At 65.0% G+C, this 25,538-nt stretch carries 25 protein-coding genes and 1 tRNA gene; 15 read left to right on the forward strand and 11 right to left on the reverse strand.

Going from position 1 to position 25,538, the window contains the following annotated elements:
• Positions 1-31: 31 nt before the first annotated feature.
• On the forward strand, positions 32-1,045 hold the full coding sequence (locus tag AC1DMY_RS17095; RefSeq protein WP_477166070.1) for an isocitrate dehydrogenase: 1,014 nt from the start codon (positions 32-34) through the stop codon (positions 1,043-1,045).
• 52 nt (positions 1,046-1,097) lie between these two features.
• Here AC1DMY_RS17095 and AC1DMY_RS17100 read toward each other — a convergent pair whose 3' ends face one another.
• The 7 genes from AC1DMY_RS17100 to AC1DMY_RS17130 all read right to left on the reverse strand — a co-directional run bounded on the left by AC1DMY_RS17100 (position 1,098) and on the right by AC1DMY_RS17130 (position 7,429).
• Positions 1,098-1,562, reverse strand: a complete 465-nt coding sequence (locus tag AC1DMY_RS17100) for a carboxymuconolactone decarboxylase family protein (protein WP_477166071.1) — start codon at positions 1,560-1,562, stop codon at positions 1,098-1,100.
• Between the two features lie 34 nt (positions 1,563-1,596).
• Positions 1,597-2,496, reverse strand: coding sequence for an RNA polymerase sigma factor SigJ (gene sigJ / locus AC1DMY_RS17105; RefSeq protein ID WP_477166072.1), 900 nt, complete (start codon positions 2,494-2,496; stop codon positions 1,597-1,599).
• A gap of 55 nt (positions 2,497-2,551) precedes the next feature.
• A complete protein-coding gene (locus AC1DMY_RS17110) occupies positions 2,552-3,496 on the reverse strand; it encodes an aspartyl/asparaginyl beta-hydroxylase domain-containing protein (protein ID WP_477166073.1) in 945 nt (314 codons plus the stop codon).
• 94 nt (positions 3,497-3,590) lie between these two features.
• The gene (gene thiD, locus AC1DMY_RS17115; protein ID WP_477166074.1) at positions 3,591-4,376 is read right to left on the reverse strand and encodes a bifunctional hydroxymethylpyrimidine kinase/phosphomethylpyrimidine kinase; all 786 of its coding nucleotides are present in this window, start codon (positions 4,374-4,376) and stop codon (positions 3,591-3,593) included.
• 218 nt (positions 4,377-4,594) lie between these two features.
• A complete protein-coding gene (locus AC1DMY_RS17120) occupies positions 4,595-5,974 on the reverse strand; it encodes a PhoH family protein (protein ID WP_477166075.1) in 1,380 nt (459 codons plus the stop codon).
• Between the two features lie 148 nt (positions 5,975-6,122).
• Positions 6,123-6,584 carry a peroxiredoxin gene (locus tag AC1DMY_RS17125; RefSeq protein ID WP_477166076.1) on the reverse strand — a complete coding sequence of 154 codons (462 nt, stop codon included), beginning with the start codon at positions 6,582-6,584 and terminating at the stop codon, positions 6,123-6,125.
• Between the two features lie 278 nt (positions 6,585-6,862).
• A complete protein-coding gene (locus AC1DMY_RS17130) occupies positions 6,863-7,429 on the reverse strand; it encodes a glycine cleavage system transcriptional repressor (RefSeq protein ID WP_121881418.1) in 567 nt (188 codons plus the stop codon).
• Positions 7,430-7,641: 212 nt separating this feature from the next.
• On the opposite strand from AC1DMY_RS17130, the gene dapA reads away from it, so the two are divergent.
• Together dapA and AC1DMY_RS17140 are read left to right on the forward strand one after the other, a co-directional pair.
• Positions 7,642-8,535 carry a 4-hydroxy-tetrahydrodipicolinate synthase gene (gene dapA / locus AC1DMY_RS17135; RefSeq protein ID WP_477166077.1) on the forward strand — a complete coding sequence of 298 codons (894 nt, stop codon included), beginning with the start codon at positions 7,642-7,644 and terminating at the stop codon, positions 8,533-8,535.
• Positions 8,536-8,573: 38 nt separating this feature from the next.
• A complete protein-coding gene (locus AC1DMY_RS17140; protein WP_477166078.1) occupies positions 8,574-9,167 on the forward strand; it encodes a hypothetical protein in 594 nt (197 codons plus the stop codon).
• 103 nt (positions 9,168-9,270) lie between these two features.
• Here AC1DMY_RS17140 and fdxA read toward each other — a convergent pair whose 3' ends face one another.
• Complete coding sequence (gene fdxA / locus AC1DMY_RS17145; RefSeq protein WP_046971836.1) at positions 9,271-9,594, reverse strand: ferredoxin FdxA; 324 nt, start codon at positions 9,592-9,594, stop codon at positions 9,271-9,273.
• Positions 9,595-9,644: 50 nt separating this feature from the next.
• Positions 9,645-9,720: transfer RNA gene (locus AC1DMY_RS17150), tRNA-Glu, on the reverse strand.
• 183 nt (positions 9,721-9,903) lie between these two features.
• Between AC1DMY_RS17150 and pcnB the strand changes: the two genes are divergently transcribed.
• From pcnB to pgi, 6 genes are all read left to right on the forward strand, one after another.
• Entirely contained in the window at positions 9,904-11,262 is a 1,359-nt protein-coding gene (gene pcnB / locus AC1DMY_RS17155) for a polynucleotide adenylyltransferase PcnB (RefSeq protein ID WP_477166079.1), read from the forward strand.
• Positions 11,259-11,741, forward strand: a complete 483-nt coding sequence (gene folK / locus AC1DMY_RS17160; RefSeq protein WP_477166080.1) for a 2-amino-4-hydroxy-6-hydroxymethyldihydropteridine diphosphokinase — start codon at positions 11,259-11,261, stop codon at positions 11,739-11,741. Before pcnB ends, folK begins: the two co-directional genes overlap by 4 nt.
• A gap of 56 nt (positions 11,742-11,797) precedes the next feature.
• Positions 11,798-12,628 carry a 3-methyl-2-oxobutanoate hydroxymethyltransferase gene (gene panB / locus AC1DMY_RS17165; RefSeq protein WP_477166081.1) on the forward strand — a complete coding sequence of 277 codons (831 nt, stop codon included), beginning with the start codon at positions 11,798-11,800 and terminating at the stop codon, positions 12,626-12,628.
• A gap of 19 nt (positions 12,629-12,647) precedes the next feature.
• Positions 12,648-13,493, forward strand: a complete 846-nt coding sequence (panC, locus tag AC1DMY_RS17170) for a pantoate--beta-alanine ligase (RefSeq protein WP_477166082.1) — start codon at positions 12,648-12,650, stop codon at positions 13,491-13,493.
• A 102-nt stretch (positions 13,494-13,595) separates the two neighbouring features.
• Positions 13,596-13,982, forward strand: coding sequence for an aspartate 1-decarboxylase (gene panD / locus AC1DMY_RS17175; protein ID WP_046971832.1), 387 nt, complete (start codon positions 13,596-13,598; stop codon positions 13,980-13,982).
• Between the two features lie 112 nt (positions 13,983-14,094).
• Complete coding sequence (pgi, locus tag AC1DMY_RS17180; RefSeq protein WP_477166083.1) at positions 14,095-15,735, forward strand: glucose-6-phosphate isomerase; 1,641 nt, start codon at positions 14,095-14,097, stop codon at positions 15,733-15,735.
• A 99-nt stretch (positions 15,736-15,834) separates the two neighbouring features.
• Here pgi and queG read toward each other — a convergent pair whose 3' ends face one another.
• The gene (gene queG, locus AC1DMY_RS17185) at positions 15,835-16,905 is read right to left on the reverse strand and encodes a tRNA epoxyqueuosine(34) reductase QueG (protein WP_477166084.1); all 1,071 of its coding nucleotides are present in this window, start codon (positions 16,903-16,905) and stop codon (positions 15,835-15,837) included.
• 57 nt (positions 16,906-16,962) lie between these two features.
• On the opposite strand from queG, the gene AC1DMY_RS17190 reads away from it, so the two are divergent.
• The 5 genes from AC1DMY_RS17190 (at position 16,963) to AC1DMY_RS17210 (ending at position 23,670) form a co-directional block, all read left to right on the forward strand.
• A complete protein-coding gene (locus tag AC1DMY_RS17190) occupies positions 16,963-18,447 on the forward strand; it encodes an NAD(P)H-hydrate dehydratase (RefSeq protein WP_477166085.1) in 1,485 nt (494 codons plus the stop codon).
• Positions 18,444-18,902: a tRNA (adenosine(37)-N6)-threonylcarbamoyltransferase complex ATPase subunit type 1 TsaE gene (tsaE, locus tag AC1DMY_RS17195; RefSeq protein ID WP_477166086.1), complete on the forward strand. Its 459-nt coding sequence runs from the start codon at positions 18,444-18,446 to the stop codon at positions 18,900-18,902. The genes AC1DMY_RS17190 and tsaE overlap by 4 nt, the downstream gene beginning before the upstream one ends.
• A gap of 196 nt (positions 18,903-19,098) precedes the next feature.
• The gene (locus tag AC1DMY_RS17200; protein ID WP_477166087.1) at positions 19,099-20,745 is read left to right on the forward strand and encodes an N-acetylmuramoyl-L-alanine amidase; all 1,647 of its coding nucleotides are present in this window, start codon (positions 19,099-19,101) and stop codon (positions 20,743-20,745) included.
• Between the two features lie 86 nt (positions 20,746-20,831).
• A complete protein-coding gene (gene mutL, locus AC1DMY_RS17205; protein ID WP_477166088.1) occupies positions 20,832-22,676 on the forward strand; it encodes a DNA mismatch repair endonuclease MutL in 1,845 nt (614 codons plus the stop codon).
• A 79-nt stretch (positions 22,677-22,755) separates the two neighbouring features.
• Positions 22,756-23,670 (forward strand): DUF1684 domain-containing protein, encoded by a 915-nt coding sequence (locus AC1DMY_RS17210; protein ID WP_477166089.1) that lies wholly within the window; start codon positions 22,756-22,758, stop codon positions 23,668-23,670.
• 143 nt (positions 23,671-23,813) lie between these two features.
• On the opposite strand, the gene AC1DMY_RS17215 is transcribed toward AC1DMY_RS17210, so the two are convergent.
• On the reverse strand, positions 23,814-24,596 hold the full coding sequence (locus AC1DMY_RS17215; RefSeq protein WP_477166090.1) for an enoyl-CoA hydratase/isomerase family protein: 783 nt from the start codon (positions 24,594-24,596) through the stop codon (positions 23,814-23,816).
• Between the two features lie 153 nt (positions 24,597-24,749).
• On the opposite strand from AC1DMY_RS17215, the gene AC1DMY_RS17220 reads away from it, so the two are divergent.
• Entirely contained in the window at positions 24,750-25,466 is a 717-nt protein-coding gene (locus AC1DMY_RS17220; RefSeq protein WP_477166091.1) for an FKBP-type peptidyl-prolyl cis-trans isomerase, read from the forward strand.
• The last annotated feature ends 72 nt before the right edge of the window (positions 25,467-25,538 follow it).

Raw genomic sequence — 25,538 nt, forward strand, 5'->3', positions numbered from 1 at the left:
TTGCTCGATTCATATCCCAAGGAGTGTCCCCATGAGCAAGACCATTGCCGTGATTCCGGGCGACGGTATCGGCCCCGAGATCATGAACGCCACGTTGCGCGTGCTCGACGCCCTGGACTGCGGCCTGTCCTACGAGTTCGTCGATGCCGGCATGGTCGCGCTGGAAAAGAGCGGCGACCTGCTTCCGCAGCCGACGCTCGACGCCATCGCCAAGCACAAGGTGGCCCTGAAGGGCCCGCTGACCACCCCGGTGGGCGGTGGGTTCACCTCGATCAACGTGACCCTGCGCCGTCATTTCGACCTGTACGCCAATGTGCGTCCGGCGATCAGCTTCCCGGGCACCAAGGCGCGCTTCGACAACATCGACATCATCACGGTGCGCGAGAACACCGAAGGCGCGTACCTGTCCGAAGGCCAGAGCATTTCCGAAGACGGCGAAACCGCCATCTCGATGATCCGCAATACGCGCAAGGGCTCCAGCCGCATCGTGCGCTACGCCTTCGAACTGGCCGTGAAGAAGGGCCGCAAGAAGGTCACGGCCGTGCACAAGGCCAACATCATCAAGACCGCCTCGGGCCTGTTCCTCAACGTGGCGCGCGAAATCGCCAAGGAATACCCGCAGATCGAGTTCAGCGAGATGATCGTTGACAACGCCTGCATGCAGCTGGTGATGAAGCCCGAACAGTTCGACGTGATCGTCACCACCAACCTGTTCGGCGACATCCTCTCGGATCTGTGCGCCGGTCTGGTGGGTGGCCTGGGTCTGGCCCCTGGCGACAACATCGGCACTGAAGCTGCGATTTTTGAAGCCGTGCACGGTTCGGCGCCCGATATCGCCGGCAAGGGCATCGCCAATCCGTGCGCGCTGCTGCTCGCCGCCGCCGACATGCTCGATCACCTGGGCATGGTCGAGAAGGGCGACAAGGTGCGCAACGCGATCCGCGACACCATGACCAACGACCGCGACAGCGTCACCCCGGACATCGGCGGCAAGGGCACCACGTCCAGCTTCGGCGATGCCATCGTCAAGCGCGTCAAGGCCTGATTGCTTTCATGTCATAAGGAAAAAGCCCCTCAGTGAGGGGCTTTTTTTTGCTTCAGGCTGCCTGTTTCGCAGCAGGCTTGTAGCTGCCGGCGGGCGTCTGGAACGCTACGTTGATGCGGTTCCAGGTGTTGATCAGGCCTACCAGCAAGGTGAGGCTCAGCAGTTCCTCTTCGCTGAACGAGGCATGGGCGCGGTCGTAGACGGCATCGGACACACCGTGCTCGCCCAGACGCGTGACTGCCTCGGCCCACTCGAAAGCTGCGCATTCGCGCTCGCTGTAGAACGACGCTTCGCGCCAGCCCGCCAGCACGTACAGACGCTGCTCGGTTTCGCCGGCGGCGCGTGCATCCTTGCTGTGCATATCCATGCAATAGGCGCAGCCGTTGATCTGCGAGACGCGCATCAACACCAGCTCCACCAGCGGGGCTTCCAGGCCGCTTTCATGCATCGCCGCGCTGAAGTCGAGCAGCGGCTTGAGGGTTTTGGGATACTTCATAAACGAAAGACGCTTGGACATGACGGGTTCCTTGGCATGCGGCCACCACGGCCGCTCATGACAAAGACGTACCAGCCTGCGGATTCGTGACAGCCTCCAGCCGTGCCAGTTTCTCTGGGTTGCGCAGCGAGTGGATGCTGGTGATGCGCTCGCCGTCCGTATCGATCCATGCCACGGTCGACAGTTTTGCATCCACCCAGGTCAGCAAAGCGGGCGCCCCGTTGAGCCACTGCAGTCGATGCACGATCGAATAGTCGCGATAACGCTGGGCGATGATGGCGTACAGCCGCACGATGCGATCGGCCCCGTGCAACGGCCGCAGGGTGGCGCGGGCCTTGCCGCCGCCATCGGCCAGATGGACGGCGTCTTCGGCAAACAGCGCCTGCAGGGACTCGACGCTGGCGTTTTCCAGCGCGTCGCGAAACTTCTGCAACAGGCGGCGCTGCACATTCGGCGCATGGGTGAAGCGCGGGCGTCCTTCGCTCAGGCGCAGGCGTGCACGATGGACGCGCTGGCGGCAGGCGTCTTCGCCGATCTGCAGCATCTGCGCCGTTTCGCCGTGGCTGTAGCCGAACACCTGGACCAGCAGGAAAGCGGCGCGTTCCTCCGGGCTCAGGCGTTCTAGCAGTGCGAGGAAGGACAGGCTGAGGCTTTCGGCGCGCTCAAGTTCCGCTTCCGGCTGCTGGGTCTCCTCCACCAGCGGCTCGGGCAGCCAGGGGCCGGTGTAGTGCTGGCGCTCGGTCTTGGCGCGGCGCAGGCGGTCGAGCGATAGCCGGGTGGTCACGGTGACCAGCCAGGCCGCGGCGTCATCCAGGGCGCCGGTGTCCTGCTGGTGCCAGCGCAACCAGGCGTCGTGCAGCACGTCCTCGGCATCCGCCTGGGTGCCGAGCATGCGATAGGCCAGGCCGAGCAGGCGCGGGCGATGGTGCTGGAACGTGGCGGTGGCGGCGTCCATGACGTTCTCCGACAGGAAGACACAAGGACGCGCGAACATCACGATTCGTGACCGCTCAGCGGAAGAACGGCCACGGCGCCAGGAAGATGATCCAGATCAGCACCAGCATGCCGATGTATTTGGCCGTGCGGAACAGCTTGGGATGCTTCTTCTTGAAGGTACGGTTGCGATCGCGGCTGCGCTGGTTGAGCGCGAACATGCGGTTGACGAAGCCGGTCTTTTCTTCCGGCGATTCGGTATTGGGGGACGCGGTGATCTTGCCCATAAAGGCACCCACGCGATGATTGATGGCATTCATGAAGCGCGTGCGCAATGGACGCTCGACATCGGCGAACAGGATCACACGCGTCTGGTCGGTACGGTTCTCCGCCCAGTGCACGTAGGTTTCGTCGAACACCACGTCCTTGCCATCGCCCCAGCTGTGCATCTCGCCATCGACAAAGATGCGGCAGTCTTCCGAATTGGGTGTGATCAGGCCCAGGTGATAGCGCAGCGAGCCGGCGAACGGGTCGCGATGCGGATTGAGCTTGCTGCCGGGCGGGAGCAGGGCAAACATCGCCGCTTTCACGCTGGGAATGGCATTGAGCAAGGCCACCGTCCGGGGGCACAGCGTTTCGGCCGAGGCCAGCGGCTCGCCGTACCACTTCAGGTAGAAGCGCTTCCAGCCTTGCTTGAAGAAGCTGTTGAAGCTCGCGTCGTTGTTCTTTTCCGCCGCGCGGATATAGCCCTCGTCGAACAGATGCAGTGCTTCCTCGCGAATGGCCTGCCAGTTCGCCTGCAGCAGATCCAGCTGCGGAAAGCCGCGGCGATCCAGGATAGGCGTGGCCGGCACCGCCGAGAATGCGTACATCAGCAGGTTGTAGGGCGCGAAGACCGCCGAGTGATCCACCAGCTGGCGATCGAAGCGCAGCCTGGCGCGACCGCGCAGATGCACCAGCAGCACGCACAGCGCAAACAGTGCGAACAGGATCAACAGTACGAGGCGCGGGGCAAGGATCATGGACGAGTCATGGCGGCGAGCGGAAGCGGCCATTCTACTCCCTGAGGGAGGGCCTGCCCGGACGCCGATTCAGCGTGTGTGCGGATTGGCCGCCTCAGTGGCCAAGCACGTGAATGTCGCCAGCACCCGGGCGATAGCTGCGTTCGAGCGCGCGCTGCACGTAGGCGACGGCGCGGCGCACAGCCGAGCGCGGCGCATGGCCCTTGGCCAGCTCCGCCGCGATGGCCGAGGCCAGCGTGCAGCCGGTGCCATGGCCCTCGATGGGGAGACGCCGGTGCCGCAGCTCCATCACGCCGCCTTCGTCGTAGAAACGATCGACCACCTGGCGTTCGTCCGAATGGCCGCCTTTGAGCAGCACGGCGCGGGCGCCGAGCTTGAGCAAGGCCTTGCCGGCGCGATCGAAATCCTGCGCCTTGCGCAATTTTTTTCCCAACAGTGCTTCCGCCTCGGGCAGGTTGGGCGTGAGCACGTCGGCGAGCGGAATGAGTTCTTCCACCATGGCCTGCACGGCGTCCTCGTCGAGCAGGCGCGCGCCGCTGGTGGAAATCATCACGGGGTCGACGACCAGCCATGCGGGTTTGCGCGTGCGCATCTCCTTCGCCACGAGTCTGGTTACCGAGGCGCTTCCCAACATGCCAGTCTTCACGGCGCCGATAGCGAAGTCGTCGAACACCGCGTCGAGTTGGCTGCGGATATGTTTCAACGGAACCGTGTGCACCGCCGTCACGCCCTGGGTGTTCTGCGAGGTGATCGCCGCGATCACCGAAAGGCCATGCACTTCGCGAGCGTGGAAGGTTTTCAGATCGGCTTGGATGCCGGCGCCGCCGCCGGAGTCGGAACCGGCGATGGTGAGGGCGATGGGCGGGGTGGCTTGGGGCATGATGGGTACGGGATTTGGATGGAGGTGTCTTCGGATTCTGCTGCTCGCCAAATGACGGGCGTGTCGAAGAGCAGCGCATCATAGGCGCTATTTGTGGGAGCGCACCCTGTGCGCGACAAGCCTACGTAGCCGTGGCGCCCAGCGTGCAGTCGCGCACAGGGTGCGCTCCCACAGGGAAGGGAGTTGCTCCGATGGGCGTCGGAGCAACTCGGTTTCTCTTACAGCGCTTCCGACGCAAAATCCGCCAGTCGCGAACGCTCACCGCGACGCAAGGTGATATGCGCCGAGTGCTCCCAGTGCTTGAAGCGATCCACCGCGTACGTCAGGCCGGACGTGGTTTCGGTGAGGTAGGGCGTGTCGATCTGCTCGACGTTGCCCAGGCAGACGATCTTGGTGCCCGGACCTGCACGCGTGATCAGCGTCTTCATCTGCTTGGGCGTGAGGTTCTGCGCCTCGTCGATGATCAGGTATCGCGAGAGGAAGGTACGGCCGCGCATGAAGTTCAGCGAGCGGATCTTGATGCGTGAGGCGAGCAGGTCGTTGGTGGCCTGGCGTCCCCAGCTGCCGCCTTCCTCCGGGTTGGCGAGTACTTCGAGGTTGTCGGTGAGTGCTCCCATCCACGGCGTCATCTTTTCCTCCTCCGTGCCGGGCAGGAAGCCGATGTCTTCGCCCACGGACACGGTGGCGCGCGTCATGATGATTTCGCGATAACGCTGCTGGTCCATCACCTGTGCCAGGCCGGCGGCGAGCGCGAGCAGCGTCTTGCCCGTGCCTGCGGTGCCAAGCAGGGTGACGAAATCGACATCCGGGTCCATCAGCACGTTGAGCGCGAAATTCTGCTCGCGGTTGCGCGCCGCGATGCCCCATACGGCGTGATTCGCGTGGCTGTGATCGTCGAGCAGCACCAGCGTGGCCTTGACGTCGTCCACATGCAGCACGCGCAGTTCCACGCTGTTGTCGCCAGGCAAAAACAGGCACTGATTGGGGTACCAGTCTTCATCGTCGCGACGGTCGAGCTTGTAGAAGGTGCGTCCGCGTTCGTTCCACGACTGGACCTCGGGATGCTTGTCCCAGAAGTCTTCGCCTAACTCGGTGGAACCGGTGTAGAGCAGCGCGAAATCGTCGAGGGCGCGGTCGTTCTCATAGTCTTCCGCATCGATGCCGTAGATCTTGGCCTTGATGCGCAGGTTGATGTCCTTGCTGACCAGCACCACCGAGCGCTCGGGATTCTGGTCGCGCAGTTCGATCACCGCCGACAGGATCAGGTTGTCCGCCTTGCCGTGGCCGTTGGTGGTGCGCTGCTGGAAATACAGCCTGCCTACCGCGCCGCCGCGTTTGAGATTGACCCCTTCGGGGTTGGACAGCTCCAGGCCGTTGCTGATGCCGTGGCCATTGCCGCGAACGATCAGTTCATTGAGGAAGCGGCTGACCTGGCGACCATTGCGCGAAACCTCGGAGGCGCCCTTTTTCTTTTCGTCCAGTTCCTCCAACACCGTCATGGGGATGAAGACATCGTGTTCTTCAAAGCGGAACAGCGAAGTCGGATCGTGCAGCAACACATTGGTGTCGAGAGCGTAGATGCGCTTGCTTCCGGTCATACGGAAGAAACCTCTTGGGAGTGCGAGGTGGAAGAACCGCGGCATGCGGCGTGCCGCGGGAAGTCGGCCGATGGGCCGGGATGCCATGCGCGATAAGTAGTCGTCCCGGCGGGACGGGCAGCGGCATGGCGAAAAAGGCGATCGCGGATCACTGGGCGGGGATGGCGTCGAGCACGGCCTGGGCGTGCCCTGGGACTTTCACGTTGCGCCATTCCTGGGCCAGCCTTCCTTCGGGATCGATCAGGAAGCTGCTTCGTACAACACCCATATGACGTTTTCCGTACAGCACCTTCTCGTGGATCACGTCGAAGGCGTTGCACCAGGTTTCGTCGGGGTCGGAAACCAGCGGGAACGGCAGTTCCTGCTTGGTGGCGAAATTGGCGTGGGACTTCACCGAATCACGCGAGACACCGATGATCTGCGCATGGCGCTTCTTGAATTTCGGGTAGAGGTCGCGGAAATCCTTGGCCTCGTTGGTACAACCGGGGGTGCTGTCCTTCGGGTAGAAGTACACCACCACCCACTGGCCCTTCAGGCTGTCCAGCTTCAGTTCGCTGCCATCGCCAATGAGGCCTTTGAGTTTGGGGACTTTCTTGCCAACTTCGGGCATAGGTTCTCCTGCGAAGCCGTGGCCGGCTTCGACTGGGTGTCGTCGATCAAGGGAAACGAGGCAGCGGCGGTGGGTGCAAAGGCGGTCAGGGTTCGCCCCGCGATCGGTGCAAATCGACCCGCCTGCTGCATGCCATCTCTCCGGTACTGCTCTTGAGGCCAGAGACTAGCGCTTGCCGTGTAGGGAATGACAGTCCTTGCAGCAGGGCGCCTCAGGGAGCATGCTCAAGGACCCGGCGAGCGCGCCGGAAAACCGGTATTCCGTGCGACATTCGCCGCTCAGAATTTCACCGGATCCATGATGGCGTCGAGATTCAGGCCATCGCAGAATTCCAGGAAATCATCGCGCAGCGCGGCAATATGCGTTGCCGCCGGAATGCCGATGGTGATCTGCGCCTGGAACATGTCCGCACCGGTCTGCATGGCCTGATAACGCAGCGAGCTCAGCTGCTCGATGACGATGTCGCGACGGTCGAAGAAGTCGATGATCTTCACCAGGATGCCCGGGCGATCGGCCGAGATCACTTCGATCAGATACGGCAGCAGGTGCGAGTGATGCTCGCGCGGACCAGTGCGATAGAACGACAGGCGCAGGTCTTCGTCCCGGGCTGTCTTGGCCAGCGCGGTTTCGAGCTTGGCCACGGCATCCCAGGCACCGGTGGCGAGCAGGGTCAGCGAGGTATCGGCCCCAAGCGAGGCCACCCGCGCATCGGCCAGGTTGCAGCCGGCTTCGGCAATACGCTTGGCCAGCGTCAGCAAGGGCGCGCTAGTGGAGGGAGTCAGTGTCTGGATCAGCAGCTGGTTGTCGCTGCCGGTGCGCGCGGAAGAACGATTCAAGGAGTCCACCTGTGGCGCTCCCGCACGATGCGGGTCAAAAAAGCACGTCGTTCGAGCTTACTTGCCGCCGCCGGAGGCCCGCAAGTAAGGGTTTGGACTGGCTGGCAGCCAGGCCGCGGGGGATGCGCTGCGCCGGCATCTTGGCCTGCCCCAAGGCTCTGTATTGGCTGAACAAGCTTTTCCGGTAACATGCCGGGTTTGAGTTTCAGCCGGAGCCGGTCTTGAACATTCGCGGAAGCATCTGTGCGCTGGTCACGCCGTTCGCGGCGGACGGGGCGCTTGATCTTGCGGCTTTCGCAAAGCTGCTGGACTACCAGATCGACGGCGGAACCGAAGGCGTGGTCGTGGCCGGCTCCACCGGCGAGGCCCATATGCTCGAGCATGACGAATACGAGCGCCTGCTCGCGTTTGCCGTGGAGCGGGTGGCCGGCCGCATGCCGGTGCTCGCGGGCACTGGCGAGGCGGGCACGGCCAAGACCGTGGCGCTCACGCGTCGTGCGAAGGCGCTGGGTGCCGATGCGGCGCTGGTGGTGGCTCCGTACTACGTGCGACCCACTCAGGAAGGCCTGCGTCGCCATTTCCTCGAAGTGGCGGAGCATGGCGGCCTGCCGGTGGTGCTGTACAACGTGCCTGCCCGCACGGGTTGCGACCTGCTGCCGGCAACGGTGGCTGAGCTGCGCGACCACCCGGCCATCGCGGGCCTCAAGGAAGCGCTGGGCACCGATGAAAGGATTCGCGCCATCGCGGAACTTGCGCGGCCGGATTTCGTCTATCTGTCCGGTGACGACGGCACGGCCTGCAAGGCGATGCTCGCCGGTGCGGCGGGGACGATCTCGGTGGTAGCCAATCTGGTGCCTCGTGCGTTTCGCATGTTGTGCGATGCCGCCACGGCGGGCGACCGGGCCGAAGCACAGCGTTGCGACGCCGAACTGGCACCGCTGGTTTCGGCGCTCAATTGCGCGCCGAACCCGATTGCGGTGAAGGCCGGGCTGCCGCCGCTGGGTCTGGGGTTGGCGGCGCCACGCCTGCCTTTGGTTGAATTGGAGGATGGTCCGGACCGCGCGCGACTTCGCGAAGCGCTGGCGGGTCTGGCATCCTTGGCGAATGCGGCCTGACATTTCGGGCAACTGATACTCCTACGGAATCTGCTTACATGAAGAAATCCCCGCTTGTCGTGGCCCTGCCGGTACTGGCCCTGTCTGCCTTGCTGCTCTCCGGCTGCGGCATGTTTCGTTCGCAGAAGGCCTGGGAAACGGCCAAACAGGAGTCGCCGCTGGAAATTCCGCCGGGCCTGGATACGCCTTCCACCAGCGCTGCGCTGGTCATTCCGGAAGCGGGTGCCAACAACCCGACCGCCAATGGTGCGACCGCGCGCGTCGGCAGCAGCAGCGCCCAGATCGCTGACGGCTTTGTGCTGAACGACAGCATCGACAACACCTATCGCCGCGTGGGTCAGGCCCTGGAGAACGGCGACATCGGCCAGGTGGTGGGGCACGACGATGACGCCCGCACTTACACGCTGAGCGTGGTGGCCTCGGACCAGCCGACCCAGAAGAAGGGTTTCTTCAGCAGCATGTTCAACGGCAAGTCCAAGGAATCGGCTGATGCCCCGGGCGCCAAGCCGCGCCAGGTGCTGCTGACCGTGAGCACCAGCGGCGAAAAGGCCAGCGAAGTGCGCGCGCAGGGCGATGCCGCCGCCGTGGCCAAGGTGATCGACACCCTCAAGGGTCGTATGGGCGGCGGTTGATCCGTTGCTTTCCGGCCAATAAAAACGCCGCCTCAAGGGCGGCGTTTTTTCATGCGTAAACGGGTGCGGCTTGCGGACTGGAGTGGCGTACGCGGGGCAGCCTTCAGCGTTCGAGCAGGTCGAGCTTGTTGGGCTTGTTTTCCCAGTCCTTGGCGTCGGCCAGGCCGTCCTTGCGCTCGGTGATCACCGGCCAGCTCTTGGCCAGCTCCGCGTTCAGCGCAGTGAAGCTCTCCTGCCCGGCGGGCACGTCGTCTTCCGGATAGATCGCGTTGATTGGGCACTCAGGCTCGCACAGCGTGCAGTCGATGCACTCATCCGGATCGATCACGAGGAAGTTGGGACCTTCGTGGAAGGCGTCGACGGGGCAAACTTCGACGCAGTCGGTGTATTTGCACTTGATGCAGTTGTCGGTGACGACAAAAGTCATACGCTCTCGTGCCTGTCTTGAATGAGCCGGGGCCCGTGCCAGGCCGGAAGTGGCGCTCCCTACGAGGTTCGAACTCGTGTTCCCGCCTTGAGAGGGCGGTGTCCTAGGCCACTAGACGAAGGGAGCGAAATGCACCGGAGCGCGCTAGTATAGCGGAATTGCTTCGCCCGGCAATGCCCTCAGGGGCTCAGGGACTGGTCGGGTGGACGGCCACCGGCTCAATGGGCATGGTGGATGTGGAGGCGGCGCAACGTTGTGCCGCAATCGATCGCTTTGAATGGCGCATGCGCCTGCAAGGATCCAGACCGCTTGAATCACGACGCAAGGACCAACGCCACGCCTGCACTGCGCATCATTCCGCGCGAGCAGCACGTGATTTCGCGCAAGAACATCAGCAAGGCAGCGCTGCGCGTGCTCTATCGCCTCAATGAGGCCGGCTACCAGGCCTATCTGGTGGGAGGCGCTGTACGCGACCTTCTGCTGGGCGGTCATCCCAAGGACTTCGACGTGGCCACCAATGCCACGCCCGACGAGGTCAAGAAACTCTTTCGCAATTCGCGCCTGATCGGCCGCCGCTTCCGCCTGGCCCACGTGGTGTACGGGCCGGAAATCATCGAAGTGGCCACTTTCCGCGGCACCGGCGAGGAAGAAGGCGAGGGCGACCGCCACATCGTCGACGGCCGCATCGTGCGCGACAACGTGTGGGGCTCGATCGAAGAGGACGCGATCCGTCGCGACTTCCGCGTCAACGCGCTCTACTACGACATCAGCGATTTCTCGGTACGCGACTACGTTGGCGGCATGCAGGACGTGCAAGACCGCGTGCTGCACCTGATCGGCGATCCGGAAACGCGCTACCGCGAGGATCCGGTGCGCATGCTGCGCGCCGTGCGTCTCGCGGCCAAGCTCAATTTCCGCATCGACGCGGCCGCCGCCGCGCCGTTCGACGAGTTGGGGCCGCTGCTGGCCGACGCTGCGCCGGCCCGGTTGTTCGACGAGTCGCTCAAGCTGTTCCTCTCGGGACATGGCCTCAAGAGCTTCCACATGCTCGAACAGACCGGCCTGCTGAAGTTCATGTTCCCGGCCACGGCACGCGCGCTCAAGCGCGGCGACAAGGCCTTGCGCGCGTTGATCGAGCAGGGCCTGGCCAATACCGATGCGCGCGTCGCCGAAGGCAAGTCGGTGACGCCGGCCTTCCTGTTCGCCGTGCTGCTGTGGGGCGAAGTGCGCGATCTGGCGCATACCTGGATCACCAAGGGCATGGAGCCGGTGGCCGCGTGGGAACGCGCTGCCACGCACGTCATCGGCGAGCAATGCCAGCGCGTGGCGATCCCGCGTCGTTTCACGCTGACCATGGAAGAAATCTGGGGCATGCAGCCGCGCTTTGAACAGGTGCAGCGCAAGCGCGTGTTCCGCCTGATGACGCATCCGCGCTTCCGCGCCGCCTTCGACTTCCTGTTGCTGCGCGCGGCGGAATCGCCTGCAGTGCGTGAACTCGGTGCATGGTGGCAGCACGCTCAGCAGCTGCCGCACGAAACGCTGGCGGCCGCGCTGTCGGGCACGGCGTCCGGTCCCGGAGGCGAAAGCGCTGCGCCGGCCGCAAAGCCGCGCAAGCGACGCCGCCGTAAGCCGAGTTCGAAGACGGGCAACAAGTCGGATCCCGCGTGACGGTTGCGTTCATTGCGTTGGGCAGCAATCTGGGCGACGCGCAAGGACAGGTGCTGGGCGCATTCGCTGCGTTGGATGCCCTCCCGCAAACCCGCTTGCTTGCCCGCTCGTCGCTGTACCTGACGCCGCCCTGGGGCGTGCTCGACCAACCCGCTTTCATCAATGCGGTGGCGCAGATCGATACGGCGCTTACGCCGCACGAGCTGCTCGATGCCTTGTTGAACGTGGAGCGGGGTGCGGGTCGCGTGCGCGACGGCGAACGCTGGGGCCCGCGCACGCTCGATCTCGATGTGCTGCACATGGACGGCGTCGTGTTGTCGGACGGCCGTCTGACGCTGCCTCATCCGCGCATGGCTGAGCGCGCCTTCGTGCTGCTGCCGCTGAACGATCTGGCGCCGGCACTGGAGTTGCCGGGCCAGGGAAAGGTGGCGGATCTGCTGGCAGCCATTGAAACCACGGGTTGCGAGCGTCTGCCTTGAGCCCTTCACGCCCCACGCGGGATAATCCGCGCCTGCCTCCGCTCTAGGGAATTGTCGTGTACTCGCAAAAAGCGAACGCCCCCACGCGCAAGCCGGTCACCGTGCCGTCGCTGCGCGCGATGAAGGAAGCAGGCCAACGCATCGTCATGCTCACCTGTTACGACGCGAGTTTCGCGGCGCAATTGGAAATGGCCGGCGTCGATGTGGCGCTGGTGGGCGACTCGCTGGGCATGGTGATCCAGGGACACAAAAGCACGCTGCCGGTGACGCTGGACCACATGGTCTATCACACCAGCATCGTGTCGCGCGGGCTCAACGCCACGCTGCTGATCGCGGACTTCCCGTTCATGGCCGATCGCGATGTCGCCCATGCCTTGGAGGCCGGCGCGCAGCTGGTCGGCGAGGGCGGTGCCGCGATGGTGAAGATCGAGGGCGCCTCGCCGCATATCCTCGAAGTGATCACCGCGCTGGTCGAACGCGCCATTCCGGTCTGCGCACACCTGGGCCTGACGCCGCAATCGGTGCACAAGTTCGGCGGCTTCCGAATCCAGGGCCGCGCGCAGGACGCCGCCGATCGTCTGGTCGAAGACGCCAAGGCGGTGGAAGCGGCCGGTGCCGATCTGCTCGTGCTGGAAGGCATTCCGACCGCCCTGGGCGAGCGCATCACGCAGGCCGTCTCCATTCCCACCATTGGCATCGGCGCCGGTCCGCATTGCGATGGGCAGGTGCTGGTGATCCACGACATGCTGGCCGTCACGCCCGGCAAGCGACCCAAGTTCAGCAAGGATTTCCTCGCAGGACGCGACTCTGTGGCTGCGGCGATCGCGGCCTATGCCGAGGATGTGCGCAGTGGCGCCTTCCCGGCACCGGAACATTGCTTCGACTGAGGCAGCCGAGCTCAAAGACATGCAGACTGTGCAAGATGCCGCGGCGCTACGCGCCACCATCCGTGGCTGGCGCGGCCAGGGCCTTACGGTGGGTTTCGTGCCCACCTTGGGTAACCTTCACGCCGGCCACCATTCCTTGATCAAACTGGCTCGCGCCCGCGCCGACCGCGTGGTGGCAAGCGTGTTCGTCAATCCCACCCAGTTCGGCCCCAACGAGGACTTCGAGCGTTATCCGCGCACCCTCGTGCAGGATCAGGTGGGGCTGGCCGAACAGGACTGCGACCTGCTGTTTGCCCCGGAAGTGCCCACGCTGTACCCGTTCGGCGCGCAGAACAGCGTAAGCATCCATGTGCCGCAGCTCACCGAAACGCTCGAGGGTGCCCATCGCCCGGGGCATTTCGACGGCGTGGCCACCGTCGTGTGCAAGTTGTTCAACCTGGTGGAGCCGGATCTGGCCGTGTTTGGCCAGAAGGATTTCCAGCAGCTCAAGGTGATCGAGCGGATGGTGCGCGATCTCTCGTTGCCGGTGAAGATCATTGCGGCGCCCACGCTGCGCGCCGACGATGGCCTCGCCCTGAGTTCGCGCAACCAGTACCTCTCGGCCGAACATCGCGCCCTGGCGCCGCAGGTCTACGCCACCCTGCAGCAGATGCGCGATCTCATCGCCAAGGGGCACGCCTGGTCCGTGGTGGAGCAGGCGGCAGCCTCCAAGCTCGCCCGGGCGGGTTTCGAGCCCGATTACACCGCCATTCGGCGCTCCGAAGACCTGGCCGAGCCGGTCGACGGCGAGACCGATGGGCTGGTTGCCCTGATCGCGGCCCGGCTGGGTTCCACCCGCCTGATCGACAACTTGCCTTTCGACTGACCGACCCCATCAAGGGGCTGCCGGGACCCCATGTTGCGACGCGGCGCGTCTCGGCGGGATAATAGTGGGCTACGCGGGCTATACCTGTCGGAAACTGAAGTCATGAACCTGAACATGCTCAAGGCCAAGATCCACCGTGCGACGGTGACCCATGCCGAGCTCCATTACGAAGGCTCCATCGCCATCGACGGCCTGTTGCTCGATGCCTCCGGCATTCGCGAGTACGAGCAGATCCATGCGTGGAACATCAACAACGGCAAGCGCTTCGTCACCTATGCGCTGCGTGCCGAGGAAGGCTCGGGCATCATCTCGGTGAACGGCAGTGCCGCCCACCGCGCGCAGCCGGGCGACCTGGTGATCATTGCCGCGTTCTGCCAGCTGTCCGAAGCCGAGCTCGAGCAGTTCCAGCCGACCCTGGTGTACGTGGACGCCAACAACGCCATCTCGCACACCAATCGCTCGATTCCCAAGCAGATGGCTGCGGCCTGAAGCTTTGTGCCTCGCCTCAGGGCGGGGCGTGGGTGCGGTGCAACAATGTGCTGGCGCACGGTGCGCGAAGCTGCGTAAGATCGACGTCCCCCTTCGCCGAGCATGAGTTCCCATGTCGTCCGAGCGCCGTCCGTCTTTTCTCGCAGAACACGTTGACCGGCTCGCAGGCACGCACCTGCGGGAATTGCTGAAGGACGCCGCGCGCGGCAAGCGCCTGAGACATCGTCTCGGGCCGATCCTGCTGGACCTGAGCCGCCAGAAGCTTGACCAGCCTGCGCTCGACGCACTGGGCGCGCACGTGGAAGCCAGCGGCTGGCAGGCGGCGCGCGACGCGATGTTTTCCGGCCAGCCGATCAATACCTCCGAAGACCGTGCGGTGCTACATACCGCACTGCGCGCCGGCGGCTCGCAACTGCCTTCGCCGGCACCGCGCGATGCGCTCAAGGAAATCGACGCCACGCTCAAGCGCATCGATGCGCTGGTCAAGGCCGTGGAGCTCGGTGACGCCAGCGCCTACGGCGTCGCCCCCGGCATCACCGATATCGTCAATATCGGGATCGGCGGCTCGGACCTCGGGCCGCGCCTGGCTGCCCGCGCGCTGGCGCCGTATCACGTGCCGGGGTTGCGCAGTCACTTCCTCACCAATGTGGATGGCCAGTCGGCCTATGAGCTGATGCATCAGCTCGATCCCAAGCGCACGCTGGTGATCGTGGTTTCCAAGACCTTCACCACGCAGGAAACCCTGCTCAACGGCAACGTGATGCGCGAGTGGATCAGCCGCGCCTACGACGGCGACCAAGCTGCCGTGTCGCGCCACTTTCTCGCGGTGAGCGCCAATGTCGCCGAGGCGGAGAAGTGGGGCATTCCTGCGGCGCAGGTTTATCCGATGTGGGATTTCGTCGGCGGCCGTTTTTCGCTGTGGTCGGCGGTGGGTCTGTCGCTTGCGCTGGCGATCGGTTCGTACAACTTCCATGAGCTGCTCAAGGGCGCGGCGCTGGTGGACGATCATTTCCGCAGCGCGGCCTGGTCGGAAAACCTGCCGGTGCTGCTGAGCCTGGTGGAGTACTGGAACCGCGACGTCCAGGGCCGCGGCAGTCGCGCCGTCATTCCGTACGCGGACCTGCTTACTGATCTCACGTCCTATCTGCAGCAGCTGGAAATGGAGAGCCTGGGCAAGCAGGTCACCAAGCAAGGCCAGCCCGTCTCGCAGCCGACCTCGGCGGTGGTGTGGGGCAGTGTGGGCACCAACGCGCAGCACGCGTATTTCCAGTCGCTGCACCAGGGCACTGACGTGGTGCCGCTGGAATTCATCGGCGTGGTGAAGCCCGCGCACGATCTCACTGCGAACCACGAAGCGCTGTTGTCGAATCTGCTGGCGCAGGCGGCTGCGCTGGCGCTGGGCAAGACGTTCGACGAAGCGCTCGCCGAGGCTAACTCGGGTACCGACGAAGAGCGTCGCGTGCTTGCCGCGCAGCGCACCTTCCCGGGCGACCGTCCCAGCACAGTGATGCTGCTCGACGCGCTCACACCGGAAAGCCTGGGCGCACTCATCGCGCTCTACGAGCACAAGGTGTTCATGCTTGGCCACCTGTGGGGCGTCAACGCCTTCGACCAGTGGGGCGTGGAGCTGGGCAAGTCGATTGCGCGGCAGATCCTGCCGGCGTTGGATGCGAGTGGGGCCAAGAGCGTCGCGGGCCTGGATGCATCTACGCAGGCGTTGATCGAAGAAATCCAAGCGCGCCGCAAGGTCTAAAAAATAGAAACTGTGGGAGCGCACCCTGTGCGCGACGGACGCCTCGCGAGGCTTGTCGCGCACAGGGTGCGCTCCCACAGGGCAAGCATCCGGCGCGCGTCAGGCGGGATGTTTCGCCAGCGCCCACGCCACATGCTCTCGCACGATCTCCGACGGATGATCGCTGCGCGCAAGCAGCGCATCCCGCACTTCGTTCGAATGCGGCGCATTGCCCAGCGCCACCGCGATATTGCGCAGCCAGCCTTCATAACCGGTACGACGGATGGCCATGCCTTCGGTGCGCTGCAGAAACTCCTGCTCGCTCCAGCCGAACAACTCCACCAGCTTTGCACCATCGAGCCGGTGGCGCGGCGCGAAATCCGGTTCGGTCGCATCCTGGGCAAACTTGTTCCACGGACAGATCAGCTGGCAATCGTCGCAGCCGAAAATACGGTTGCCGATCGGCTCGCGAAGTTCTTCCGGAATGCTGCCGCGCAACTCGATGGTGAGATACGAAATGCAGCGCCGCGCATCGAGCTTGTACGGCGCGACGATCGCCTGGGTGGGGCAGATATCGATGCAACGACGGCAGCTGCCGCAGTGCGCGCTGGCCGGCGCATCCACCGGCAGCGGCAGATTGGTGTAGAGCTCGCCGAGGAAAAAGTACGAGCCGGCGCTGCGGTTGATCAGCACGGTGTGCTTGCCGATCCAGCCCAGCCCCGCGTTTCGGGCGAGCGCTTTTTCAAGCACGGGCGCCGAATCGACGAAGGCGCGATAACCGAAGTCACCGATCGCCCCATGGATGCGCTCGGCCAATTTCTGCAGGCGGTTGCGCATCAGCTTGTGGTAATCGCGGCCCAGTGCATAGCGCGCCACATAGCCGGCGTCGGCATCGTGCAAGACATTCCACGCATTGCGCGTGCCCGGCGGGATGTAATCCATGCGCACGGAAACGACGCGCAGCGTGCCCGGTTCCAGTTCCGCCGGGCGACTGCGTTTGTCGCCGTGGCGGGCCATGTAATCCATCTCGCCGTGATGGCCGTCGTCCAGCCAGTTTTTCAGGTGCACTTCGTCTTCGCCCAGCTCAGTGCCGGCGATGCCGCAATCGGCAAAACCGAGTTCCTGCGCCCAGCGCTTGATGTCGAGCGCAAGCGCAGCGTAGTCAGCGGGTGGGGCGGCAACGGAGGACATGCGGCTATTGTAGGCGGTCTGCGCTAAGGCTCGCGTCGGCATGCCTATAATTCCCGCATGACTGCCCACGCCCATCGTCACGAGCTCTATACCGTCGAACAGGTGCGAGCGCTCGATCGCCGCGCCATCGAGCAGCTCGGTATTCCCGGTTACGAGCTGATGCAGCGCGCCGCCGCAGCCGCGCTGGTGTGCCTGCGCGAGCACTGGCCGCAGGCGCGGCGCATCGCGGTGTACTGCGGCCCTGGCAACAACGGCGGCGACGGCTTTTTGCTCGCAGCGCTGGCACGCGAGGCCGGCGTGCACGCCGAAGTTTTTGCGCTGGGCGAAAGCCGCGGCGACGACGCCCGTCGTGCGCGCCGCGAATTCGAGCATGGCGGCGGTACGGTGCACGCGTGGAGCGATGCGGTCGGGCTTCCGCACGTGGATGTCCACGTCGATGCCTTGTACGGCACTGGCCTGCAGCGCGCGCTGGCGCCTGAGGCTGCCGCGCTGGTCCAACACATACACGCAACCGGCGCGCCGGTGCTGGCGCTGGACGTGCCCTCGGGCGTCAACGCCGATACCGGCGATGTGCCGGGCGAGGCGATACAGGCCAGCGTCACCGTAACCTTCATCGCGCCCAAGCGCGGCCTCTACACGGGGCTGGCGCCGGGCTATGTGGGAACGGTGCAGTTGGAGTCGTTGGGCTTGCCGGAAACGCTGTGGCAGGACGCCCACGCCAATGCCGAGCTGATGCATCCGTGGACGCTACCGCCGCGTCCGCGACAGTCGCACAAGGGCAACAACGGTCACGTGCTGGCCATCGGCGGCGATCACGGCACGGCCGGTGCGATCCGCTTGTGCGGCGAGGCGGCCCTGCGTGGCGGCGCCGGACTGGTCAGTGTCGCGACGCGCGCCGAACATCTGATCGCACTCAACAGCGCCCGGCCGGAGCTGATGGCGCACGACGTGAACGGGCCGCAGGCACTCGAGGCCTTGCTGCCTCGTGCCAGCGTGCTCGCCGTGGGACCGGGACTGGGGCAAGGGGCGTGGGGGCATGCCTTGTGGCTGACCGCGCTCGACGCCGATCTGCCGCTGGTGCTCGACGCGGACGGCCTGAATCTGCTCGCGCTCGAGCCGCGCGAATTCTCCCGCCCGGTGGTGATCACGCCGCATCCTGGCGAGGCGGCGCGCCTGCTGGGATGCGATACCAAGGCCATTGCGGCCGACCGATTTGCGGCCGTGCGCGAACTGGCCAGGCGCTATCGCGTCGTAGCGGTGCTGAAGGGCGCCGGCAGCCTGGTCGCTGATCCGGACGGGCGCGTTGCCCTATGTCCCTGGGGCAATCCGGGCATGGCTAGCGGCGGCATGGGCGATCTGCTCACCGGCATCGTCGCCGCACTGCTGGCGCAAGGTTGCGACGCCTGGCAGGCCGCGACGCTGGGTGTTGCCCTGCACGCCCGTGCGGGTGATTTGGCGGCCCGTCACGGCGGTGAGCGTGGCTTGATCGCCACCGACCTGCTGGAGCCGCTGCGCCGGCTCCTCAACGGAAATGACGCATGACGGATCCGAGCTGGAATCTCCCCGACGAAGCCACCACCGCCGCGCTGGCCACCCGCCTGGCCGGCGCGCTCGATGACGGCCTGGTGGTCTATCTGCATGGCGACCTGGGCGCCGGCAAGACCAGCTTTGCCCGTGCGCTGCTGGGTGCCCTGGGCGTGGGTGAGCGCATCAAGAGTCCGACCTACAGCCTGGTCGAGTCCTACCGCGCCAACGGTCGACCGGCCTGGCATCTGGACCTCTACCGCATCGCCGATCCTGGTGAGCTGGAGTGGCTGGGCCTGGATGCGCTATCGGACCCCTCGGCCCTGGTGCTGGTGGAATGGCCCGAGCGCGGTGCCGGCGCTTTGCCGGCTCCGGACCTCGTGGTGCACCTCAGTTACGCCGGCAATGGCCGCCATGCCCGCATGGAAGTGCGAACGCCCCGCGGTGCCGCTGTCACCTCGCGTCTGGCCTGACGCGCCAACCCCTCGAATCACCTAAGTATCGGTACTTGCTGAGATTTTTTCCTCGGCAAGCATGGGGGAATTCGCCTTCAGTTTGCGTGGCTTGCGGCCGATAGCTGGATGCCGTCTGACGAAACTTACGCAGGTTATGGATATTCAAGGGAAAACCTATTGCAATCCCCGGGCGGGTGGGCTTCAATTCCGCTCCATGAAGGGATATAGGACGCATCCTGCTCTGCTCAGTGCCGTGGCCATGCTGGCCGTGGTGCCTTTTTGCGTGGCCAGAGCGGCCGATGTGAAGTCCGCCCGCGTGTGGGCAGGTCCCGAATACACCCGCGTGGTGCTCGATGTTTCCGGCCCTGTTACCTACAAGGTCAACCAGGACGGCGACGAGCTGACGGTGGATATCAACGGCAGCTCCGTCGTTGGCGGTTTCAGTTACCCGGCTGCCACAGGCCTGTACAAGGGCATGAGTGGCGCCAAGCAGGGCAGCAATGTCCGCCTGACCGCGAAGGTCGATCCCTCGAGCAGCGTCAAAAGTTTCCTGCTCAAGCCGCAGGCGGATTACGGCTACCGGCTGGTGGTCGACCTTTACCCAGGCAGCGGCTCGGTGGCGAAGACCTCGTCGCCGGAGAAGCGATCCGTACCGACGATTCCCATCCCGGCGCTCCCGCCATCGGATGACGATGGCGACAGCGCATCGAGCACGGCCGGTGCGATGCCCGAAGCGGCCCCGCCGCCGGCTGCCATGCCGCCGTCGGCGCCGATGCCCGAGTCACGCAGCTCGACCCGTTCCACGCTGAAGCCGACCCAGAGCGGCATGGCCTCGACGCGTGCGGCGGCCAGCCTGCTCAACGGCGAGCGCAAGGTGGTGATCGCAGTCGATGCCGGCCACGGCGGTGAGGATCCGGGCGCCCATGGCCCGGGCGGCACGCTGGAGAAGAACGTCACGCTAGCTGTGGCACGCCAGCTGGCCGACCAGATCAACCAGCAGCCCGGCATGCGTGCCGTGCTCACCCGCAACGCCGACTTCTTCATCCCGCTGGCGCAGCGTTACCAGATCGCGCGCAATAACTCGGCCGACCTGTTCGTCTCGATCCACGCCGACGCCTTCATCAATGGCGACGCCAAGGGTTCGTCCGTCTGGGTGTTGTCGCCGCGTGGCAAGACCAGCATGGCGGCGCGCTGGCTGGCCGATGGCCAGAACCGCGCCGACCTGATCGGCGGCGTGACGCTGGACGACAAGAACGACGGCCTGGCCGCCGTCCTGCTCGACCTGCAGCAGGGTTATTCCATGCAGGCCAGCGAGTCGGTGGCAGGCAACGTGCTGAAGGCACTGGGAAATCTCGGCCCCACCCATCGCGGTTACGTGGAGCGCGCCAACTTCGTGGTGCTGCGCTCGCCGGATGTGCCCTCGATCCTGGTCGAGACGGCCTTCATCAGCAATCCGGACGAGGAGCGCAAGCTGCGCGATCCTACGCACCAGTCGCGTCTCGCCGCGGCGGTGATGACGGGCGTGCGCGGCTATTTCGAAGCGACGCCGCCGCCGGGCAGCTGGTTTGCCGCGCAGGCCTCGCGTCGCAACGGCATGGCGAATGTAGCGACTTCGCAGGGCGACGACGATACCGCCGCCAAGGCCACCCGCGCCGTGGCGCAGGCGATGGCTTCCACGCCCAGCGCTGGCAGCCGCGCCGATGATGGCGTACAGGACCTGCACCGCGTAGAGCGGGGCGAAAGCCTGCGCAGCATCGCCAAGCAGTACGGCGTCAGCGTCAACGCGATCAAGAGCGCGAACAAGCTCGATAGCGACAGCTCGGTGCGCGTGGGCATGATGCTGGCCATACCGGCCGGCTGAAGCGGTTGCTCAACGAATGACCAACAACGCCGCCTTCGGGCGGCGTTCTGCTTTCGCCGGGGGCCGTCAGGTTCTAAGCTTCGCCGATGCCAGTCATTCGTCCCCTGCCTCCCGAACTCATCAATCAGATCGCTGCCGGTGAAGTGATCGAACGGCCTTCCTCCGTCGTCAAGGAACTGGTCGAAAACAGCCTCGACGCCGGCGCCACGCGCATCGAGGTGGATATCGAGCAAGGCGGCTCCCGCCTGATCCGCGTGCGCGACGACGGTTGCGGCATCGTTCCCGACGAGCTGGCGCTGGCAGTGGCCTCGCACGCCACCAGCAAGATCGGCAGCTTCGACGATCTGGAGCACGTGGCCAGCATGGGTTTCCGTGGCGAGGCGCTGGCTTCGGTGTCTTCGGTAGCCCGTTTCGCGCTGACCTCGCGCGCGCAGGGACTGGACACGGCGTTCCGCATCGAAGTGGACGGCGGCAAGCTGCAGGCGGCGCGTCCCGCCCAGCATCCGCAAGGCAGCAGCGTGGAAGTGCGCGACCTGTTCTACAACGTGCCCGCACGCCGCAAATTTCTCCGTGCCGAGCGCACCGAATTCGCGCATATCGACGATCTGCTGAAGTCGCTCGCGTTGGCGCGCGGTTCGGTGGAATTTCGCCTGAGCCACAACGGCAAGCCGGTGCGCATGCTCAAGGCCGCGCGCGACGAAAGCGCCGCCTTGCAGCGCGTTGCCGAAGTGCTCGGCGAGGAATTTCCCGCGCAAAGCCTTCGCATCGATCACGCGGCGGCCGGCTTGCATCTGTCGGGCTGGGTAGGCTTGCCGACCGCTTCGCGTTCGCAGGCCGATTCGCAGTATTTCTACGTCAACGGTCGACTGGTGCGCGATCGCATCGTGGCGCATGCGGTGCGCCAGGCGTATGCCGATGTGCTGTTCCATGGCCGCCATCCGGCGTTCGTGTTGTATCTGGAACTCGATCCGGTCGGCGTGGATGTGAATGTTCATCCGGCCAAGAGTGAAGTGCGTTTCCGCGAGCAGCGGCTGGTGCACGATTTTCTGTTTCGCACGCTGCACGAAGCGCTCGCGCAGACGCGCGCAGGCAATGTGGGCCTGCCTGCTGCCGAGTCGCCGATGGCGGGAGCAGCGCCGTCGTATAGCTACAGCATGGCCTCCTCGTCGGGATCGGCCAGTTCCGCTCCGGCATGGCCCAATGCCTTGAGCCAGAGCCGCCTGAGCCTGGGCGTGCGGGACGAACCGCTCGCTGGCTACGCTGCTCTGTTGGGCGAACCCGCGACCGTGTCCACGCCGTTGTCGTTCGCGGCCATTGCACCAATGCCGGCCGCATCCGAGGAGGAAGCGCCGCCGCTGGGCTTCGCCATCGCCCAGCTCAAAAGCATCTACATCCTTGCTGAAAATGCGCATGGCCTGATCCTGGTCGACATGCACGCGGCCCATGAGCGCATCACTTACGAAAAGCTCAAGGCCGGTCGCGTCTGCAGCAATCTGCGTTCGCAGATGTTGCTGGTGCCGATGAATGTGGCAGTGAGTGCGAAAGAGGCCGCAGCGGCCGAGGAACACGCCGAGGCCTTGGCGGAGTGGGGCATGGAGCTGTCGCGCAGCGGTCCGTCCGGCGTGGTGGTGCGGCGCATTCCGGCGCTGCTCGAAGGCGCCGATGTGGCGCAACTGTGTCGCGACGTGCTGTCCGAGCTCGCCCAGCACGGCAGTTCGCGTCGCCTGCAGGAGCTGGAAAACGAGCTGCTGTCCACCATGGCCTGCCATGGCTCGGTGCGTGCGGGCCGCCGCCTCACCATTCCTGAAATGAATGCACTGCTGCGCGAAATGGAAGCGACCGAGCGCTCCGGGCAGTGCAATCACGGACGCCCGACCTGGACGCAGCTGAGCCTGCCCGAGCTCGACAAGCTTTTCCTACGCGGACGGTGACGATTTCCTGTACCGGCGGGCGCTTGCCCGGTTTGTAAATGGACGGCCATACTGCTGTTTCATTCCGACGGGGCCTGCCATGTTGCGTACCGCCGTTCTTGCCTTTGCCTTGAGCCTTGGAGTTCCCACCGTGCAAGCTCAGACCCCTACCACCGCTGCGGCGACGGACTTCGCCCAGCAAAACGTCAACTGGCAGAACAAGCGTCTTGCCGGCCTCACCGCGCCCAGCGGCTGGCTCAGCCTGATCGGTCTGGAGTGGCTGAAGGAAGGGGCCAATCGCGTGGGTAGCGCGACCGACAACGACATTGTGTTGAAAGCCGGTCCAGCCCACCTGGGCGTGGTGACCCTGGCCAAGGACGGCAGCACGCACATCGTGTTCGACAAGCACGGCGCTGCCACGGTGGACGGCAAGACCGTGCCGGAGGCGACCCTCGTCGACGACATGCACGCCGGTGACGGCGCGCCGTCCGTGGTGGCTTTTGGTTCGGCCAGCTTCCTGGTGATCGAGCGCGACGGCCGCAAGGCTTTGCGCGTAAAGGACAGCAACGCCGAAACGCGCACTCACTTCCTGGGACTGGACTACTACACGCCCGATCCGTCGTGGCGCATCGTGGCCGACTGGGTGCCGTTCGACCCGCCGCATGAGTTGGAGATCGGCTCGGTGCTGGGCACGGTCAACAAGGAAAAGGTGCCGGGCAAGGCGGTGTTCCATCGCGATGGCCACACCTACGAGCTGATGCCGATCCAGGAAGACCCCGATTCGCTGTTCTTCGTGATTGCCGACCGCACCTCGGGCAAGGAAACCTACGGCGCCGCGCGTTTCATGTATGCGGATCTGCCGAAGGACGGCAAGGTCGTGCTCGACTTCAATCGCGCCTACAACCCGCCCTGCGCGTTCACGCCGTACGCCACCTGTCCGTTGGCGCCGCCGGAGAACCGCCTGGATCTGGCGGTGACCGCGGGTGAGAAGAATTACCGCGGCGGCCATCACTGAGCATCCGCATTATCCGTGCTCCACACACTCGTCATTCCTGCGAAAGCAGGAATCCAGCGCCTTTCGGCATATAAAGCAGAGGCGCTGGATTCCCGCTTTCGCGGGAATGACGAATCGGGATGCCTGACGCACCTCCATGCGCGTCAGCGTCCTTTGAAATCAGCCTTGCGCTTTTCCAGGAACGCCGTCGTGCCTTCGCGCATGTCTTCAGTGGCGAAGGCCAGCGCGAACGCCTGCGTTTCAAACTCCAGGCCCTGATCGATGCTGGTTTCGCCGCCCTGTAACACGGCGTCGAGAATCCCGGCGGCGGCCAGCGGCGCGGCGGCGGCCAGCTGGTCGGCCATGGCGTTGACGGTTTCGTCCAGCGCCTCAGGCGCGACCACGCGGGTCACCACGCCCAGCTCATAGGCGCGCTGGGCGTTGATGGTGGCGCCCAGCAGGCACAGCTCCAGCGCCGCGGCACGGCCAGCCAGGCGCAGCAGGCGCTGGGTACCGCCGAAGCCGGGGATCAGTCCGAGATTGATCTCCGGTTGGCCGAACTTGGCCTTTTCGCTGGCCACGCGCAGGTGGCAGCACATCGCCAGCTCCATCCCGCCGCCCAGGGCAAAGCCCTGGATGCGCGCGATCACCGGCTTGCCAAGGCGCTCGACCAGGCTCATCAACCGCTGCCCGGTGCGCGAGAAACTCTGCGCCTGGACGGGCGTATAGCCATTCATCTCGGCGATGTCCGCACCGGCCACAAAGGCCTTCTCGCCTGCGCCGGCCAATACGACGACCCGCACCGCATCGTCCTGGGCGGCCTGGGTGAAGGCCAGCGTCAGCTCGTTGAGCGTCTCGCGGTTGAGCGCATTGAGCTTGTCCGGGCGATTGACGGTGATGGTGCGCACCGCGTCGCGGTTGGCGATTTCCAGGTTGCGATAGGCCATGATTCGACTCCGGCGGAAAAGGCGCCATGGTAGCAGCGGGAACCTTTGCCGCCTCCGGCGTTCGAAGGCACAGACGCCGGATGGACCGGCGCCGCTGCACGATTCGCCCGGACCGCTTACGATGGCCAGGTTGCAGCCGCAATGGAGGAAGGCATGGCACAACTGCGTTGGCTAGCTCTGGGCATCCTGTTATGGGGTGGTCTGGCGCATGCTCAGGTCAGTAGCGCCCCGCAGGATCAGTCGCAGGTCAAGCTGGACAAGACCAAGCTGTCCTACGCCATCGGTTTCCAGATCGGCAGCCAGTTCGCCAACGGCGATCCGGACGTGGATATCCCCACGCTGCTGCGCGCGATCCAGGATGCCTACGCCAAAAAGCATCCCACCGTGTCGATGCGCGACATGCACGACCAGCTGCGCGAACTCGACGAACAGATGCATAGCCAGGCGCTGGCGCAATTCAAGCGCGTGGCGGAAACCAATGCACGCAAGAGCGCCGATTACATGGAGCGCAACCGCAGCAAGCCGGGCGTGATCCAGCTGCCATCGGGCATCCAGTACGAAGTGGTGAAGCAGGGCACCGGCACCAAGCAGGTGCCGGAAGGCTCCGTGGTCACCGTCAATTTCCGCGCCATGCTGATCGACGGCACCGAGTTCGACAGCTCATGGGCGCATGGTTCGCCGGTGAGCTTCGTGGTGAACAACAAGGTGATCCCGGGCTGGCAGGAAGTGATCCAGCGCATGCACGTCGGCGACCTGTGGAAGGTCACCGTGCCGCCTGCCATGGCCTATGGCATCAAGGGCGATCCGCCGCGCATCGGCCCGAACGAAGCGCTGGTGTTCGAAATCGAGCTGCTCGAGATCAAGCAATGATTTCCGCCCGAACGCTGCCGCCCATGGCAGCGTTCGAATGACGGCTTGAGCCCCTTGCGATAGAATGGGCGC

The organism is Dyella sp. 01L423, from assembly GCF_056399945.1.